The organism is Clostridium sp. E02 (assembly GCF_003833015.1).
Taxonomy (GTDB): Bacteria; Bacillota; Clostridia; order Lachnospirales; family Lachnospiraceae; genus Lacrimispora.
Window position 1 is genome coordinate 178361 of the sequence record NZ_RJLQ01000003.1, and the last position, 16929, is coordinate 195289.

The 16929-nt window shown below is 37.3% G+C and carries 20 protein-coding genes and 1 pseudogene; 1 reads left to right on the plus strand and 20 read right to left on the minus strand.

Annotation, left to right across the window (positions count from 1 at the left end):
• Positions 1-313: 313 nt before the first annotated feature.
• The gene (locus tag EFT72_RS03195; RefSeq protein WP_124065465.1) at positions 314-2020 is read right to left on the minus strand and encodes a response regulator; all 1707 of its coding nucleotides are present in this window, start codon (positions 2018-2020) and stop codon (positions 314-316) included.
• An 874-nt stretch (positions 2021-2894) separates the two neighbouring features.
• Here EFT72_RS03195 and EFT72_RS03205 point away from each other — a divergent pair.
• Positions 2895-3149 carry a hypothetical protein gene (locus tag EFT72_RS03205; RefSeq protein WP_124065466.1) on the plus strand — a complete coding sequence of 85 codons (255 nt, stop codon included), beginning with the start codon at positions 2895-2897 and terminating at the stop codon, positions 3147-3149.
• A gap of 162 nt (positions 3150-3311) precedes the next feature.
• Here EFT72_RS03205 and EFT72_RS03210 read toward each other — a convergent pair whose 3' ends face one another.
• The 19 genes and pseudogenes from EFT72_RS03210 to EFT72_RS03290 all read right to left on the minus strand — a co-directional run bounded on the left by EFT72_RS03210 (position 3312) and on the right by EFT72_RS03290 (position 16928).
• Positions 3312-3761 (minus strand): transposase, encoded by a 450-nt coding sequence (locus EFT72_RS03210; protein WP_124065467.1) that lies wholly within the window; start codon positions 3759-3761, stop codon positions 3312-3314.
• 382 nt (positions 3762-4143) lie between these two features.
• Complete coding sequence (locus EFT72_RS03215) at positions 4144-4494, minus strand: hypothetical protein (protein WP_124065468.1); 351 nt, start codon at positions 4492-4494, stop codon at positions 4144-4146.
• 10 nt (positions 4495-4504) lie between these two features.
• Positions 4505-4810, minus strand: a complete 306-nt coding sequence (locus EFT72_RS03220) for a hypothetical protein (protein ID WP_124065469.1) — start codon at positions 4808-4810, stop codon at positions 4505-4507.
• A gap of 225 nt (positions 4811-5035) precedes the next feature.
• Complete coding sequence (locus EFT72_RS03225) at positions 5036-5239, minus strand: hypothetical protein (protein WP_206426600.1); 204 nt, start codon at positions 5237-5239, stop codon at positions 5036-5038.
• 328 nt (positions 5240-5567) lie between these two features.
• Complete coding sequence (locus tag EFT72_RS19115) at positions 5568-5714, minus strand: hypothetical protein (RefSeq protein ID WP_164473058.1); 147 nt, start codon at positions 5712-5714, stop codon at positions 5568-5570.
• Between the two features lie 432 nt (positions 5715-6146).
• Positions 6147-6389 (minus strand): RNA 2'-phosphotransferase, encoded by a 243-nt coding sequence (locus tag EFT72_RS03230; protein ID WP_243109928.1) that lies wholly within the window; start codon positions 6387-6389, stop codon positions 6147-6149.
• A gap of 307 nt (positions 6390-6696) precedes the next feature.
• Positions 6697-7908: an IS110 family transposase gene (locus EFT72_RS03235; RefSeq protein ID WP_124065471.1), complete on the minus strand. Its 1212-nt coding sequence runs from the start codon at positions 7906-7908 to the stop codon at positions 6697-6699.
• Between the two features lie 513 nt (positions 7909-8421).
• The gene (locus tag EFT72_RS19760) at positions 8422-8544 is read right to left on the minus strand and encodes a hypothetical protein (RefSeq protein WP_279221931.1); all 123 of its coding nucleotides are present in this window, start codon (positions 8542-8544) and stop codon (positions 8422-8424) included.
• Positions 8545-8858: 314 nt separating this feature from the next.
• Positions 8859-9122 carry a DUF2247 family protein gene (locus tag EFT72_RS03240; protein ID WP_124065472.1) on the minus strand — a complete coding sequence of 88 codons (264 nt, stop codon included), beginning with the start codon at positions 9120-9122 and terminating at the stop codon, positions 8859-8861.
• A gap of 19 nt (positions 9123-9141) precedes the next feature.
• Positions 9142-10038, minus strand: a pseudogene (locus tag EFT72_RS03245) (integrase core domain-containing protein).
• Positions 10039-10690: 652 nt separating this feature from the next.
• Complete coding sequence (locus EFT72_RS03250) at positions 10691-11008, minus strand: hypothetical protein (RefSeq protein WP_124065473.1); 318 nt, start codon at positions 11006-11008, stop codon at positions 10691-10693.
• A gap of 238 nt (positions 11009-11246) precedes the next feature.
• The gene (locus tag EFT72_RS03255) at positions 11247-11615 is read right to left on the minus strand and encodes a dihydroorotate dehydrogenase (quinone) (protein WP_124065474.1); all 369 of its coding nucleotides are present in this window, start codon (positions 11613-11615) and stop codon (positions 11247-11249) included.
• Between the two features lie 9 nt (positions 11616-11624).
• On the minus strand, positions 11625-13022 hold the full coding sequence (locus EFT72_RS03260; protein ID WP_124065475.1) for a PAAR-like protein: 1398 nt from the start codon (positions 13020-13022) through the stop codon (positions 11625-11627).
• 13 nt (positions 13023-13035) lie between these two features.
• Positions 13036-13557: a hypothetical protein gene (locus EFT72_RS03265; protein WP_124065476.1), complete on the minus strand. Its 522-nt coding sequence runs from the start codon at positions 13555-13557 to the stop codon at positions 13036-13038.
• A 2-nt stretch (positions 13558-13559) separates the two neighbouring features.
• Positions 13560-14156 carry a hypothetical protein gene (locus EFT72_RS03270; protein ID WP_124065477.1) on the minus strand — a complete coding sequence of 199 codons (597 nt, stop codon included), beginning with the start codon at positions 14154-14156 and terminating at the stop codon, positions 13560-13562.
• Positions 14156-15553 carry a contractile injection system protein, VgrG/Pvc8 family gene (locus EFT72_RS03275; RefSeq protein WP_124065478.1) on the minus strand — a complete coding sequence of 466 codons (1398 nt, stop codon included), beginning with the start codon at positions 15551-15553 and terminating at the stop codon, positions 14156-14158. The genes EFT72_RS03270 and EFT72_RS03275 overlap by 1 nt, the downstream gene beginning before the upstream one ends.
• Complete coding sequence (locus EFT72_RS03280; protein ID WP_124065479.1) at positions 15540-16157, minus strand: hypothetical protein; 618 nt, start codon at positions 16155-16157, stop codon at positions 15540-15542. Before EFT72_RS03280 ends, EFT72_RS03275 begins: the two co-directional genes overlap by 14 nt.
• Positions 16154-16702: a hypothetical protein gene (locus EFT72_RS03285; protein WP_124065480.1), complete on the minus strand. Its 549-nt coding sequence runs from the start codon at positions 16700-16702 to the stop codon at positions 16154-16156. Before EFT72_RS03285 ends, EFT72_RS03280 begins: the two co-directional genes overlap by 4 nt.
• Positions 16683-16928, minus strand: a complete 246-nt coding sequence (locus EFT72_RS03290) for a hypothetical protein (protein WP_124065481.1) — start codon at positions 16926-16928, stop codon at positions 16683-16685. The genes EFT72_RS03285 and EFT72_RS03290 overlap by 20 nt, the downstream gene beginning before the upstream one ends.
• Between the last annotated feature and the right edge of the window lies 1 nt (position 16929).

A 16929-nucleotide genomic window follows, 5' to 3' on the forward strand; every position in this document is an offset into this window, starting at 1 on the left:
TTTTTTTAATTCGATAAACTTAATTTACCTCATAATAGTCTACAAACGTTTCCCTAATGCCAGTATTGTCAACGCCCTCCCCTCTTATTGAATCATATTCTTCCTACACCTGAAACTAATAATACTTATCCTACTAGGCCGACACATTTAAGTTGTTCATATTGGGTCCATCAAATACCGCACATAACAGCTTCTTTATATTTACATAATAAACTTAGTAGAACCTCATTACTATAGTCATATTTTTACTTCGTTATCATTTATTTACCCATTTGAAACCATGAAAGTATCTGCCACTGTTATAACTTAAATCTTACTTATGTTTACTTAACAGTACTTCATTATGATATTCTTGTGGAGAGCGACCAGTTCCTTTCCTAAAAAATCTCGTAAAGGATGTAGCTGTTTCGTATCCGACCATTTTCGCAACTTCATAGATTTTAACGTTTTCTTTTTCCAATAGCTCCTTCGCTCTTTTAATTCTAACACGATCTATAAACTCGGATAGGTTGACACCAAAAACCTGTTTGTATAGGCGCGAAAGGTATGATGGGTTCAAAAAGACCTGTTCGGAAAGTCTTACCAGTGAAAGATCTTCACTTATGTTCTCTTCAATGAATTTTTGTATATAATTAACTGCCTTATCCGCTCTCTTTTTTTTCTCTTCGCTCTGGAGCCTGAAAATCACATTGGATAATTGATAAATGTATTCTACAGCCTCTTCCCAGGAATCAAATTTATCGATTCGCATCAGTCTGTTCTGATCGAGATGGAAGGCAATTTTTTCAGTAAGCTTGCATCGGTTTATATGAGACAGAAGGCTCAATGAAATCTTATAATATGCCTCGATTGCTGCATTGCTGTTTTTACTCTGAATTAATTTTAAAGGATCTCCCCATTGGGCCAGGATTTCAAAAAACTTGTCCTTCTGTCCTGACTCAAGGTATAATTCAATCGCATCCATTCTTTGCTGCCTTATCAATAACTCAAGTGCTTTGATATCAGCGTCCATTTCCGGCACTTCAGAACTGGTATTAATTATATCGTTTTTGATTTCATTATCGACTAATAGCATTTCGATATCTATGCCGATTCGATAATTCAGCAACTGATTCAGAGAATAATATTTTTCTGATAGGTTCTCCCATCTACAGGGCTCTCCACTTAACGCAAAACTAATGGATACATCTAGAGACTCTCTGCAGACAGTCTGAATCACTTCAAGAGTTCCTTTCAGAAATGAAACGATCTTTTTATAACCGGCTGCTATTTCTGTTTGTATCTGACTTATATCAAACAGTCCCTTCGGTTGTATGAACAAAACAAATCGATAAGTTTCATCCATCACACAAACACTTGTAATGTTAGTCTTTAAATACTGGTTAATAATGAGTCTTACGGAATAAAGGTATTGTATTTTACTACTATAGGATAAGTCAGTTGGAAAATTGTCAATCTGACCCAGAAGCAATAAAACAGGCTTGTTCGAATACATAGGAATTTCAAGCTGGTCAAATTGTGACTGAGTTATATTCTGTGAAGAATCTTCATGCAGCAAACGTTTTAAATAGTCTTTCTGAAATAGCTCTAGTGCCATATTTATCTGTTCTTTAGCGGAATGAATTAATTTCTCTATGTTTATTCCATTATGTATGTCCTCAATGGTATTTTCAACTGCATTTATCACTTTCTCGTAGTCTTCTGTTTTCATTATATAGCTAACACCATTGCGCCGAATTGCTTTATATACATATTCCAATTCGCTGTAGCTAGTAAGAAATATAACCCTGCATTGAGGCCAATTTCTATAAATTACATCCAGTAATTGTAAACCATTGATCTCAGGCATCCGGATATCGGTAAGTACAATGTCAATTCTTGTTCTATCCATCCATTCAATTGCTTCTTCACCTGAATAAGCCTTGTAGACATCCAAATCATATTTTTTTATGTCTATGAATATGTCGTACAAACCATTCACAATTTTTTCTTCATCATCCACAATCAGTAATCTGTACATGATTATCTCCCCCCGGTATTTGATTTTCTATTAACTTTAGCCCGCCCTTCCAAACTAGTCATGGTTATATCAGTTTCATTACGAACGCCTCCTCTATCCTGGCTATGGGATTCATTGCAAACTAACTATTATTAAGAAAATGGGGATTAATTTGTGATTGTAGCTGCTCTAAATTCAGCCCGCTGCATAAGATTTTTCTGATTATATACCTGATCTATGAGTCACTTTAAGATTCTCACCATACCGTTAAAACATTAATAAAGATATCCGAATTCATCTTTTAAATCGTGATTCATGGATACCTGTAAATCCCCACTTCACTTTACGGGTTTATGTATAAATAGTTTAACTTTAAACCTTTTTTACGAGGCGGATTTTGTAATATTATATCATGGTATCCATATTTTAACAACGTTTTTTGTATAATAATACACAATACATTATTATATATAATGTATCCCTATTCCCTTTATGCAAATGATGATTGCAAGCGATTTCTGGATTATTTGGGGGAGATGGAACAGCAGAAAAAAGAATAGAAATGGGAGCCTGTGTGACCTTTAAAACCCATGGTGGAACATATATGCCATTCAGGCGATAAAAAGCCTTGTTGGGCAAATCTGAAAAAGATGTATTTTCCTACAAAAGCAGGGATGAACCATGGGGTCGTAAATAATGCTGGTTAAAGGCTTTCCAAGGTGTCTGCATAGGTACACCTCATAAATTATCTCTAACTTATTTTACTAAGATATACCGCTTATCTTTTATAATTTTCTATCTATTTTCACCAATAAATCCAACGACTTTTATTGGTTTCCAATATCGACTTCCTGAAAATATTCCAGTATTGTATTTGTCAAAGGAGGAACTCATTATGACGGAGCAAGAATTACTGGATATGTTCATTCAGGAACGTATCAACATGCTACTTGATATATTCAATAAAAATCAGCCTGACAAATCAAAGAAGGAGATGAGCAAATTTTACAGGCAGAAATTTTTATTGAACATTTACCCAGCAAAGAGAAGGAACTGGTTGAATATTACATTGATTCTCTCACAAATTTACTTGCATCAGAAGAAAATTTTCTGTATCAACATGGATTTATGGATGGGGTTAAACTGTTAAAATTTGTCTATAAATTATAATAATTTAAAATAAAATCAACAAACAGACCTTCAAACCAAATAATAACCTTCGTTTGAAGTTTTTTGTGCTTCTGTTGCAACACCGTCTTGAAATGCTGTTATTGCTTGTTGCCTTTACCTGCGAAACTGAACTTTACAGGAGCTACTCCTGCGAATCTTGCCAGCTTGTCAGCTTGTCAGCATTGGGAAATCTTCGAATATCTCCGATTTCTGCAATCAGCTTACTGGCTATGGAAGTTCCAATCCCGGGTATACTGGTCAGTTTATAATCAAAACTAACCAGGATTTTCTTGATTTCTTGATCAAGCCCTGCTAATTCTTCTTTTTGATGTTCCAAATCTACATCCTGAATTGCACCAATAATTGCATCATCTGACCAATTATCAGAAAATATAGTACTTGTTTTTAGCCTAGAAACATTACCATCAGGAAATTGCTTATAGTACTTAACCACTTTTGTCCCATCCGGATTTATTTTTACTTCTTCTACAGCGAAGATAGGGCTATTATTATTGACAGCATTAGGAGAATGTCCACCTATAACCTTATTACCTGTTCCAATTCTTTGTCCTTCTAGGATCTTTGCCTCCATCTCAGGGGAGATTTTACTAGTAATCTTACCCGTCCCCTCAGGTGGAGTACTGAGATATGCGACGAATGGTAAAAATTAGTATTCAATAAAAAAAGTATAGCACTTATTTTTCATCATTCCGTACACAATGTTCACCAAACGGCGCATAATGCAGACCAATGCCTGAGACTTTGTCTTTCCTTCACTCGCCTTATTTTGTTCCAAAAGCAGGGATGAACCATGGGGTCGAAAATGATGCAGGTTAAAGGCAGGTGCACCTTACGGCGCTCCAGCCGATTTACAGCAGACGGCAATGCCGACTGCTTAAGGATTTATGGACAATACACTTCTTTTTACTAGGTAGCTGTCAATAAGGCAAAAGTCACCTGTCAGGTGGTTATGGTCACTCTGAAATCAGCCAATTTAGAGAGATTTTAAGGTGTCTGCGTAGGTACACCGCATAATATTTCAAAAATGATACATTTATCCAGATGGGTACAAATGGGGCTTTGCATGATAAAAGCCTTGTAGCATCATCCAAAGATAATAACCTAGAACCAATATTTTTTTCACTTAATGCTATAAGTCTCATTGAATCATCTCTAGCATTTAAAGGTTTATCAGGCTCTGAAATAGCAACAATTTTAAATTTAGCCTCATTAATATTTAAATTCATCACATTTTTAATCTCTTCAATTGTTTTTAATAAATTATTTTTAAAGATATCTCGATTCATTTCTCTTAATTTTTCCATGCATATTCCTCTACTTAGACATATTTCCGACTGGACCATTATAAAATATTTTTTCATCTATAACATAATTCGAAAGCGATGTTTCAAAATCCCCAATTCTTATCCATGAATTATCCACGTTTAAATCCATGTTCTTTAATATTTGTGGATAGTTTTGTGCTTGAGAAACTGTAGGTTGATAGTGCCCTGATTCATTAGTAATATTACGAATATATCCTTGTGAATTTACTTTCATTGTACTAGCCGCCTGAACAGGTTCTCCATTTGCTAAATAAGAATGTCCCCGCCCAATATTTAAATTACATTCCATATCCACTACAAAATCGACCTCTTTGATACCATTGTTTAATTTTAGCTGTCCATTTTCTATTATATAGTCAAATTTTTTACCTATTTGGTTATCTTTAGGGAATTTATTACTTATACTTTGACTCTGCCCCGCCCCCTCAGGTGGAGTACTGAGGTATGCGACGAACGGTGAATTTTCGTATTCAATTAAAAAAATTATAGCACGTCTTTGTGCTATTTTTAAATAGACAAATTACTGTTCTTCTTCTCGAATCGGTTCACGGTATTCCGTCTTGTTTTTCATCATTCCGTACACAATGTTCACCAAACGGCGCATGATACAGACCAATGCCTGAGACTTTGTCTTTCCTTCACCGATTTTTCGCATATAATAATCATAAAACACCGGATGATTGGGTACTCCGTTCTTGGGTTTAGACACCATGGTTACTGCCATGAAATAAAACAGTCCATGCAGCTGGTATCCCCATCGCATACTATTGATATTTGATCTTTTGAACAGGCAAAATATTGCATTTTAAATCCGACAGGCTGATTTACTTTAAATAAATAATCTCCTATTAGATTATAACCATATAGTTCTTGCTTCTCACCATCAGATAAGATAAATATTTTCTGCTTTTGAGGTAAGAAGATTACTTGTTTTAATTGATTAATAAATAAATTCTTCTGTTTGCCTTGATAAATCCAATTCACAACACTTAGATTTAAATCATAGTACAATTCTAAATTACCATCATAAGAATAATAATAAACCTTAGTTGCTAAAAATCTTTACCTGATTCAACTTGAATCAATTCTAATTTTTCATCTTCTGTTGCAAAAAAAGCATCCTCGACGTTTAAAATAATATTGCGTTCATTGCTTTTCCAAATTACACAACCAGAACTTACATTAAGGTTCTCAATCATTAATTCTCTCCTTATTTTATCTTTGAGATAGAAGTAATATCAAAATAGTCCATAACATTTGCACTTTTGTCTAATATACTATTTATTTGTTTTGCGCCTCCAGGTAGATATATATCTAATGGTAGATCAATTTGTGGTCCTACTGGACCTTGTAAACTTGGTAATGTTATACCATCTTTTACCGTATATCCTACAACTATATCAATCTCTGGTTTCCATTCACCTTTTACATATCAACTTCCTGAAAGGCTCCTTTACAAATCAAGTTGATTGGAAATTTTTTTATTAGCATGAATTCATAAATGGGATAAAAGTCATAAAGTATATTACCAAATTAACTTCATAAAAAAGCTTAGAACACAACCAGAAATAGTCATATTCTAAGCTTTTCAAGGCACTTACTTGGTATTTTTTAATTATTGAGATATGTTATTATTTTTCTAAAATATACTTACTTGGGACCATATCTGCCAGCCATACTTTCTCATTACCATAATAAAATTTTATTCCATCATTCCAAGCACTTAGCGAATCAATCACTAATATTCGAGAATTATTATCATGTCTTTTCCCTACGTTCTCTGCGGTTTCAATATCCTGTGATAAGTGAACATACTGCCTGCTCCGTGGTAACAACCCTTTTTCTGAAATTGAATCCATCCATATCAACAGCATACATATATTTTCCATTCATATTCTTATTCCCCAAATAATTGGAGCCTTAACTAACATAATCTTTAATATTATGAGCTGTTGGATTTCTGACATATTCTCCATTTCTTAGTACGCCTGCCGCTTCGTCATCAGGATACATAGTTGAGTCTACCTTATATCCACGTCCTGTACCATTTTTAATACCCTCACCCGCCCCCTCAGGTGGAGTACTGAGGTATGTGACGAACGATGAAAATTCGTACTCATATAAAAAAAGTATAGCACATCTTTGTGCTGTTTTTAAATAGAAAAATTACTGTTCTTCTCCTCAAATCGGTTCTCTGTATTCTGTCTTATTTTTCATCATCCCGTACACAATGTTCACCAATCGGCGCATAATACAAACCAGTGCCTGAGACTTTGTCTTCCCTTCGCCGATTTTTCGCATGTAATAGTCATAAAATACCGGATGATTGGGTATTCCGTTCTTTGGTTTGGAAACCAATGTTACTGCCAGAAAATAAAACAGTCCATGCAACTGACGATTCCCTTGCCTGGAGCTTTGTTCCTTGCCTTTTCCGGCGGAACTAAATTTTACAGGAGCCACTCCCGCAAATCTTGCCAGCTTATCTGCATTGGGAAACCTTCGGATATCTCCGATTTCTGCAATCAACTTACTTGCTATGGAAGTTCCGATACCTGGCATGCTGGTCAGTTTGTAATCAAAACTAAGCAGGATTTTCTCGATTTCTTGATCAAGCCCTGCTAATTCTTCTTTTTGATGTTCCAAATCCCGTACCAAACTTGTTGTGATAAAATCTCTGGATTCCTGATATTCCCGAAATGTATTTCCATCATTCTGAACGCAATCCAGAATCAACTCCGCTTTATCTTTCTTGGCAATACGGGATATTTCCTTAAATTCGATTGTTAGTTCTTCTGCTGTCTTTCCCTGCAAATGAACAGGAGATGGGTAGGTCTTCCAGAAATACATAGCACATTTCCCATCTATCTCACTGAAGAACTTACTGTAACTGGGATACGCCATTGATATCTGTTCATGAAGTCCGTTCTTAAACCGGATGCCATCTTTCACCAGTAAATCTCTCCGATTTACCAATTGTGACAACGTCCATTCATTATCTTTTGGCTTTGCGTCCGGCAACGTATGCAATTGGTTAATCAGAACCGTTGCCACACAATACGCATCATGCTCATCATTTTTACGGAGCATAGGTGCACTTTTTCTCTGGTCATATGCCAGGGCAGGATTAATGTCTTTTACAATGTAACCTTTTTCAATCAGCCAGACAGCTAGACTTCTGCCGTAGCCGTATGCATTCTCCAATCCGTAAATGGGTTCAAGCCCAAGGTGATTGGATTTTCTATTTACCTTTTCTGCCAGCTTTTTAAATTCACTGGGCTTGTTTTCTATCACGACTACCTCTAACTTTTCATTCCAGCAGTTCACCATCACTGCGGTATGACTTTCCTTATGCAGGTCAATCCCCACATAAAGCAGATTTTCTCTTTTCTGCAATTCTCTCCCTCCAGATCTTGTTGGGGGCCAATCAGTTCCCGTACCGGCAACCTCAGATGACAGCGTTAACTCTTTATGAGTCCGCAAGGGGGCGACAGCCTATCTACAACAAACCAATGGGTGGTAGGACAAGTTATTTCTTTTATTGGTTGTTGATGTTAACTCTGGATGGAATGGATTGCAAGTTATTTCTGGATGTGTTTTCAGAAGAAAGGAACGGCAGAAAAAGGAACAGAAAAGGGAGCTACAGAAAGAGTATTTCTTACCCCCTGTAACCCCCGGCAGCCCCAGTTTACCATAGAACCAATTACCTGTAAATCCCATGGTTCATCATGAACCATAGGTTAGACGATCTGGCTAAACTTCTGGTGAAACAAGATCTATACCACTTTCATTTTGCCCTGTGCCGTAAAATATTGCCCCTGTGTGACCTTTAAAACCGATGGTGGAACATATTATGCCAATCAGGCAATAAAAAGCCTTGTTGGGCAAATCTAAAAATATAGGCTTTTCTCATTGCACATGATAGCTGTTTGGATTGCTATTGCCTCCTGTTTGTCTTCCGGTTGCTTTTTCAGAAAAATGTCGCATATATGCCAGCTTTTCAAACCCATCTAGTTGCACAATCGCAACCATTTATAACATTCCTGAACTATAAGATTATCACCCTATTTTACTCCTAAAGCAGGGGTGAACCATGGGGGCAAAAATGATGCAGGTTAAAGAGCTGGGGGCAAAAACTTCCCCGGCTCTGATAACATTAGCCCGCGATGAGGACTAAGAATTTTTTTCATTGGGGCAACTTCCTAGAATTAGTGTCTTAACCGGAGTCGCACTTACTGAGGACTCCCATACATAAGAATTTAGGGAGCAAACCTCTATCAAACTGTAATAGATCGCCCTCGGTCACAATAATTATTAACATATATTCTTTTAACTTAATATCAATTTCAACTCTTCTTTATTTCTTTTAATTTTCCATTTATAAAGGAATCTAAATTAGCTAACAATCTATTTTCATTCTCTTCCTTTGTATGTTCTATAGGTATATAATTATCTGTAATAGGCATATAAGAAATAAATTTTTCCATGTCACTAATCACAAACTGATTAGCTATTTCATTTTTTAAATAATTATTCTTTATACCATAATATATAGTATACCAGTCTAAAAAAATATTAGCATCTGACGGTGTCAAGCTTTTTTGTAACACCTGTGTATAGTTTCATTCCCTACGCAGCACATCGTGCTGCATAAGGTGTAAGACCTCCATTATAACGGTGTGGTCTTATGTAATTATATTTTATATAAACGAAATCATAAACACCTTGGTCTAAAGCTTCATTGGTTTTGAAGCGATGAATGTTTAGATATTCGTTTTTAAACGTATTATAAAAACGTTCCATTACTGCATTATCATACGGACAGCCCGCTTTACTCATACTTTGCTGAATATGTTTTTTTTCACAAAACTCATTAAAATCTTTCGATGTATATTGCGACCCTTGATCCGTTTGCAACTCCTTTTTTGTACCCAGGTTTTTTCCTTCGAACAATTGATCTTAGCCCTAATTCCTTCATATAATGATGAATGGTAAGTGCAGATCTAATGATTCCGTTTTCGTTTTCAAGATAATCACGCATCATGTTATAGCCTGGAATGCCCTCCTCACGATGGTACTTGGCAACCATGATACGTTGAATATATGCCTTTTCTTTACGATATTCTTGTTTTTTATCCTTTTTGTAATTGTAGTAAGCATTGGGACAAATATGAAACTTTTTCAATAACCATCGAACGCCAAATTTAGAATGATATTTCTGGATAAACTGGTATTGTGCTAATCTATTTCCTTCGCAAAGAATGCTGCCGCTTTTTTTAAGAAGTCATTTTCCTTTTTAAGTTCTTCTAATTCTTTTTTTAAACGCTTTGTTTCAGCATATGCGTCAGATTCTTCTTGTTTAGTTGGATTGCTTTTGCATTCTTTGCGGTATTGCTGTAACCAGTATGTGAGTGTGCCGCTACCAAGATTGTATTCTTCAGTAAGGCTTTTTTTAGTTCTTCCCTCTTCCAGATAGAGGCGAAGTACTTTTTCTTTGAGTTCAGGATCATAACGATTGTTTGACATGTTGTAACTTCTCCTTTGATGTAGGTTATTTTACCAAACTATACCTTGGTGTTACAACTTAATTATACAACGTCAATCCTCAAATATCTCTATATTATACAATTCTTACCTCCTATGGTCTAGCATTAGGCTTTCCAGTTACTCGTACACCTTCTATGAACCTGCGGTGTGTTACTCCTTTTACAGGATCTGGATCTACAATCCATTCAAATATTCCATTTTTTCCATTTAGAGATCCTTCAATTTGATAAAGAGAACGTTTTACACCATCTCCACCAACTAGCGGAAATTCTGTTGCTTAACCTGCATAATTATCTATAATATCATTAAACGCATGTAGTGAACCTTCCTCTGTATGGAATGGATTGCAAGTCATTTCTGGATTTATTTTTAGGAGATGGAACGGCAGAAAAAAGAACAGAACAGGGAGCTACAGAAAGAGTATTTCTTACCCCCTGTGACCCCCGGCAGCCTCAGCTTACCATAGAACCAATTTCCTGTAAATCCCATTGTTCATCATGAACCATAGGGTAGACGGTCTGGCTAAACTTCTGGTGAAACAAGATCTATATACCACTTTCATTTTGCCCTGTGCCGTAAAATATTGCCCGTGTGTGACCTTTAAAACCAATGGTGGAACATATTATGCCAATCAGGCAATAAAAAGCCTTGTTGGGCAAATCTGAAAAATATAGGCTTTTCTCATTGCACCTGATAGCTGTTTGGATTGCTTTGCCTCCTGTTCGTCTTCCGGTTGCTTTTTCAGAAAAATGTCGCATATAGGCCAGTTTTCCATATCCCTCAAGTCGCACAATCGCAACCATTTATAAATTCCTGAACCGAAAATTTCTCGCCCTATTTTGCTACAAAAGCAGGGATGAACCATGGGGTCGAAAATAATGCTGGTTAAAGGCAGGTTCACCTTACGGTGCCCCTGCCAGCTTACAGCAGCCGGCAATGCCGACTGCATAAGGACTCCAATCAAAACACTTCTTTTTTATTAGGTGGCTATACATAAGGCAAAAGTCACCTGTTAAGTGATTGCAACCACTCTGAAACCAGCTAATCCCAAGGCTTTCAAGGTGCCTGTGTGGCTGCACTTCAGAAATAATATAATTCAATCCATAGCATTTCTCACTCCAAAGCATAAGCATAAATGAATATAATTTTTATTATGCCTCATAATTTTATTTAACTTACTTTTTACATTACTCATATGATATGTATACCTTATTATTTTCTTCAATAGATTTTTTAAATAACTCAAGTATTTCTTCATGTATTTCTTCTTCCAAGTCATCAAGCTTATACTTATCTATACCTTTAAATTGTTCGTATGCATCTTTAATATTTTCTACTAACCAAGGACTTTCATCGTACCACCCTATATTCAGATTATAATAATATGCTAATGCTGTCCATTTGCCTTCTACTGGTGCAATTTGCTGCATTATATTATCAAAATAACCAGACCATAAACTTATTTCTGATTTTTCATTGTTTTGTTGAACAACTGTAATAATTATCTCTGGTTCTCCCTCAAATCCTAAGTAGTATTTATTATCTATATTACCCATAGTACCTCCTTATTTTGCCAGATAATGACCATTTTGCAGCATCTGCTTTTGTGCTTCAGTAGCTGTTCCTGTTTGATTAGCCTTAACTGCTTGATTCCAAGTTGACTCATTAACCCATGCACCTCCAACTTTTACCTCCACTACTTTTTGCACTCCATTTGCATTACCTGGTGTTGTTTTGGTAACTACCCACGTTGTTCCTCTATCATACTGTACGGCTCCTGGTGTTTCAGTATGCCATCTTGCTTCATAACTATAACTCCCATCACTCCATTTATATTTCACTTGTTGATATCCATTTTTAGATTGTGCAATTACTCTTGTATTTTCAGGTATATCAATTGGTGAGCCACCATTATTTCGGATATCTGTTGTAACTTTTGTTAAATCATCACCTGATAAGGAATCAAACTTTATATTATCATAGTTTGTCTTACCCGTCCCCTTAGTACCAGACCTTCTAGTATTCCTTTGCTTAACCGAAGGTTCATTCGCCTTGCTTTGGGTATTCCTCGCACTACCACCAATCGCACTGTAATACAGCACCGCCCCATAAGCAAAATTAGTTACTACTTCCGCTGCCACACTCAAAAACAGCTTATTTTTTTCCTGCCATCTCTTAGAAGGTACTGTCGCTATCTCCTTCTCTGCATCTTTACAAACTATCTTTAACTGATTTATAAATTCTTTATTTATAACAAGTGAATTTATATCATTGTTTCCAATTTTATCGTTGTTGCTAAACGTATTTACTATCCCATTTGATAACGTCTCCGTTGATCCCGTATCACATTGCATGATCAAACGTCCCAACGCTCCCTTGATATACTCCCCTTCAAGGTTATTATCATTATACAAAGTAGAAAGTGCAATCTTCCCCCCACTCTTATTCATCCGGTCCTCTATGAACTGGATTGCCATTTCATACTTTCCTTCATTTAAATACAAGCTTCCATATGGATTATCCAATAACTCCCGCAGTCCTGGATAATTCTTATCCATCTCTTGAATTAGTAGAATCTGTTTTGCAAAAATTCCATCCTGACCTGAGTTAATAATTTTAAATTCCATCCCGCATGTTTTACAGGATAGAAGAGATTTGGTTGTTATAATTTCCTTCCCATTTATCTTCTCCCCTTGTGGTTCCGGGTTCTCCCATTTTTCCGCCAAATTCATTGAGTCCTCACAGAATCCCCCCTCCTTGCAGTACCCAAATGATTGAATATTATGAAATGCCTTACAGTCCTCCACACATGCTTTTGGCAGATTATTGACATCAATACCGCCAGAATCCACATATAAATAACTGTCATGGTCCCCATACGGGCAGCGTAATTCAGCCCCTAGCACCAGTGGCTCCGGTGGTTTTTCTTCTTTTTTCCCGAACATCCAATCGAAAAATCCCATTGACACCCTCCTCTCATTCTATCATAAATTCCTCTATTCTCATACCCATAACTTCCCTTCGATAGGCACTCTCTACAAAGTTCAAGTCAGCCACAAGATATCTTCCTTTTATACCTCCAAGTCTGAAAATAGAGTGCATTTGTATTTTCTCTTTTTTCAAAATACCTTTCATAATTACACTTCTATCTTTGCTTACCTCACTCTTTGCATCCAAACAATCAAGTTCCGGTAAATTAGGAATCTGATAATAAGCACTTCTCCGATTTTCCTTATCAAATAAGGTTGCATATTTAAACTGAATTTCCGGACTATATATTCGAATTAACGCCGCCAGTTCCTTTGAAACCATAAAACAGGGATGGCAAATCAGGTCCATAAATGACAGTTCCCGATTCAATTCTATTTGAAAATGATTCTGCCTGGAAAGCTCCTCATATATCTGACGATCCGATCTGCCTGGTCTCATTTGAGTGTACCAGTCCAAGAATCGTGGCTGTGGGTTCCTTTTATCAGCATATATCATGAAATATCTCATTTTTACTCCTCTCCTAGATGAAAAAGAACGTCGGCTTCTCCCATATACTCTCCAAACAGAATCCTCGCACAACGATCCAGCCGCACTCGTTGTGGCAAAAAATTGCTCTCTGACACTGCTTCCTCAAACATTGCTTGTAAAAATGCCTTGGTCAAACGATGATAATACGGTGCATACGCATAGCGTATATAATCAGCTTCATATTCACGGATTCTGGGAAAATTTTTACCAAGTTTTTTCCTGATAGCTTCCACATCCTCCTCGAAAAACTCATATATATATCTGGCATCCCAATAAGACACGGCATGAGAAGAATCGTTGTAAAATGCAGGATCCATTAAATCGATCCTGATAAGATAGTGCTGCAGAAACATACTGCTGTACAAATGGGAAAAAAGAATATATTTTATCTTTCCTTTTTTCTTCTCGTCTTGAAGAATTGTGGTCTGTTCTACCACTGCTTTGAAAGCTTCCAGAAACGTATGTACGATCTCCTTACTATGTTTTTCGCAATGCGATGTAATACACCTGCTGCTTTTTGAAAATTGTTCCGGCAAGATGGGTTCCAAAGCTGTCGTAAACTCTTCTTTTCGATCCATTATTGTATCCTTATCTTTCCACCGGTGAATGTAATGTCCTTATCGATCAACAATCCCGAACCACCCTGTTTGATGTTAATCTGCTTTTTTCCAGCTATAACAAGAGATGCATCCTCACTGGAAACGGTCATGTTACCCCTAGAAGAGATCGATATATCTTTGTTGCTGATAATCTGTATTCCTTCCTCATCCTTTATACTGATTGACATCCCTTTGTTATTAGTAAGTTCTACACTGTCAGGTGTAAACAGTAATTCCTTTCCATATTTTGTCTTAAATGACTTGTGATCTGGATTCTTCCTGTCTTTTCCTGTTTCCATATGTACAGAACTAATGACATAACCATGTTCCTCCATCTGATCTGGTATCTGCAGGCGTACACGGTCCCCTGGTTCTGGCATGCAGTACCAGCCCGCACCATCGGGGGAAGAATATCCAGTGGAATAAGGGAACCATTTCGTTCTATTCTGGCCGGTATTCTCGTCCCCTGCCAATTCAATCTTTACCCGATCTTGACGGACTTCACTGACAGATGCTAAAAAAGAGCAGCCTGTCTGGTCCATATTTGACTTAAGCATTACACGCATGCCATTGATCGGTCGTAAGGTATAAGTGTGAGTTAACTCCTCATGCACATATTTAATTTGAATTTTGCAGACATACCCACCTTCGTTCCCCAGCACAAGCCTATCCCATAAGTCATAAATATCTCTTGAAGTAATGCGGTATTCCATATAATCCTGCTCCATAAGTGGATTAGAACCGCTCCCCCCCTGTGTCATATAACTGTCAACCCGCTTGCTGACACTATAGCGAGTAGACTCAGACATGGTGTACGTTGAAAAATTAGCATTCCCCACAAAGTAATAAGCCCCTTCTCTGGTGATCGCAGGTGTTACAGCCATACCAAAACGGCTGGCAATTCTTCTGATAAACTCCCAGTCAGTCTCATTATATTGCAATAAAAAGTCTATGGTGGATGCCTCAAGACCGCCATTTACTTTTACATCCGCTTCCCCATACGACTGATTTATGGTTTTTAATACCTCCAGATATGTTAATCCAGTATCCTGAAAAGAACGATAATGCTTGTTCCCATCCATTAGAAATGTTCCACTTTTTAGTGTGAGGGTAAGCCTGGTGGCATGAGGCTGCGGTTCTAAGGAAAATCCGGCAATCAGTCCTGTCATAAGGTTTTGGGTATTCCCTTCTTCATCCTCTCCAGTAATATTCACCCACATGCGTTCCAGTAATTTACCTCTGTAAACCTCCACATCCTTATCACGAATATATCCGCTTATAAAAGCGGTTGCATGTTCCCCCACTTCCCGGTCTATTTCCAGGCACTCCAGTGTCAGGAACTCAAATTGAGAAATATGTATTTTATCTGCTCTCATTTTTCAATTCTCCTTTTCCTGTGAACTCTATATACCCCAGCGATTTTAACACTGGTTCTCTCCATTCATCATAAAAACACATCCTGCAGTTAAAGGTTCCCACTAACAGATACTCCTCCGTACCAACCAGAAACTGCAGGTTATAGGTTTCCTCATCCAGCGTAAAGTTCTTGTATTCAAACCACCTGCCATCGGCTCTTGCTAAAGGAATACTCCCTCTGCTATAAAATACAGTCTCCGGTGCATGAATCTTAACCGTGTCCTGCATTTGGTCTATAAGTTCGTCTAAATTGCTATACTCATGTATGTCCTCGCGCCTTAATAGATGAAAACCAAAATTATCATCATAATATTCATTGGTGAGCAATACCGCCGGTCGACTGCTGCTTATATATCTGATCTTTGCAATCATCTCGGGCATTTCTGTGAAGCTATGGGGCATTCGTGCAATCACCTTTCCGTTAAACATAGGAAATGGTTCAAATCTTACCCCTTTTCCCCGAATAGGGATTTCATCTGTCCGTAGATCATATGCACTGGTTCTTTTCTTGAAGAAGTTCTGTAACCCGATAATTTTTTCATCTACATAAACACCTTTTTTCATTTCCCCCCTCCGTGATGTCTCCCGATTGTCTGTAAAGAACCTGGACTGCTCCTGACATAAGATGGTTTTCTTTCGGGAACTTCCAATGATTCCATCATCTGTAACATTTGCTTTTTTCCTACCTCATCCTCAATAAAACAGCCCATTGTTCCAAGCATCATGCACTCATCCACAGAGTATACATACATGAAGTTTTGTAGTGTTCCTTCTCTTATCATACTTCGAAAAGAAAACCAGCCACATGCCCCATCCTTCTTTGGGACTAACTGTGGATCGGATAACAAGCATGAAGGATACAGCCCCACGATTGCTTTGGTTATGCATTGTATTGCATACTCTACCTGAACTGCTGCTAACTTTTGTTCTTTTAAAAGAGAAAAAGTACAAAACCGATGTGCATTCGTATCCTCTAAAATGATCTGAGGTCTTTGTTCATAGGGGTACATGAATTCTGCTCTGTTGGTTTCCATTGGATGTAAGAAATCCGGAATGCGCACTGCCAGCCTTCCACCAAAAAAAAGAGATTTATCTGCAACTTGCTCCATCTGCCTCCCCCGTTTCTAATTTTAAGCGATGCAACTGTTCCTTTATTTCCCTTCTGCACGCATCAAACGAAAATTGGACAGACTGGCAGATTACCTCACTGTGCCCAGAAACCAGTTGTTCCATCTCTTCCTGAGCCCCGCTTTTAAACTGCCAGACTGGAATCTGGTTTATCTTATCGATTAACGGACTTTTTCCTACTGCTCCATTAATAACAGAATATGACATT

Excerpts from the sequence above, each read along its gene's own strand:
- EFT72_RS03215 (WP_124065468.1), bottom strand. The coding sequence starts at position 4,494 with ATGGAAAAATTAAGAGAAATGAATCGAGATATCTTTAAAAATAATTTA.
- EFT72_RS03250 (WP_124065473.1), bottom strand. The coding sequence starts at position 11,008 with ATGCAGTCGGCATTGCCGGCTGCTGTAAGCTGGCAGGGGCACCGTAAG.
- EFT72_RS03275 (WP_124065478.1), bottom strand. The coding sequence starts at position 15,553 with ATGAGAGCAGATAAAATACATATTTCTCAATTTGAGTTCCTGACACTG.
- EFT72_RS03225 (WP_206426600.1), bottom strand. The coding sequence starts at position 5,239 with ATGGCAGTAACCATGGTGTCTAAACCCAAGAACGGAGTACCCAATCAT.
- EFT72_RS03270 (WP_124065477.1), bottom strand. The coding sequence starts at position 14,156 with ATGGATCGAAAAGAAGAGTTTACGACAGCTTTGGAACCCATCTTGCCG.
- EFT72_RS03205 (WP_124065466.1), top strand. The coding sequence starts at position 2,895 with ATGACGGAGCAAGAATTACTGGATATGTTCATTCAGGAACGTATCAAC.
- EFT72_RS19115 (WP_164473058.1), bottom strand. The coding sequence starts at position 5,714 with ATGATTGAGAACCTTAATGTAAGTTCTGGTTGTGTAATTTGGAAAAGC.
- EFT72_RS03260 (WP_124065475.1), bottom strand. The coding sequence starts at position 13,022 with ATGGGATTTTTCGATTGGATGTTCGGGAAAAAAGAAGAAAAACCACCG.
- EFT72_RS03280 (WP_124065479.1), bottom strand. The coding sequence starts at position 16,157 with ATGAAAAAAGGTGTTTATGTAGATGAAAAAATTATCGGGTTACAGAAC.
- EFT72_RS03290 (WP_124065481.1), bottom strand. The coding sequence starts at position 16,928 with ATGTCATATTCTGTTATTAATGGAGCAGTAGGAAAAAGTCCGTTAATC.
- EFT72_RS03210 (WP_124065467.1), bottom strand. The coding sequence starts at position 3,761 with ATGGAGGCAAAGATCCTAGAAGGACAAAGAATTGGAACAGGTAATAAG.
- EFT72_RS19760 (WP_279221931.1), bottom strand. The coding sequence starts at position 8,544 with ATGGTTGCGATTGTGCAACTAGATGGGTTTGAAAAGCTGGCATATATG.
- EFT72_RS03285 (WP_124065480.1), bottom strand. The coding sequence starts at position 16,702 with ATGGAGCAAGTTGCAGATAAATCTCTTTTTTTTGGTGGAAGGCTGGCA.
- EFT72_RS03230 (WP_243109928.1), bottom strand. The coding sequence starts at position 6,389 with ATGCTGTTGATATGGATGGATTCAATTTCAGAAAAAGGGTTGTTACCA.
- EFT72_RS03265 (WP_124065476.1), bottom strand. The coding sequence starts at position 13,557 with ATGAGATATTTCATGATATATGCTGATAAAAGGAACCCACAGCCACGA.
- EFT72_RS03195 (WP_124065465.1), bottom strand. The coding sequence starts at position 2,020 with ATGTACAGATTACTGATTGTGGATGATGAAGAAAAAATTGTGAATGGT.
- EFT72_RS03255 (WP_124065474.1), bottom strand. The coding sequence starts at position 11,615 with ATGGGTAATATAGATAATAAATACTACTTAGGATTTGAGGGAGAACCA.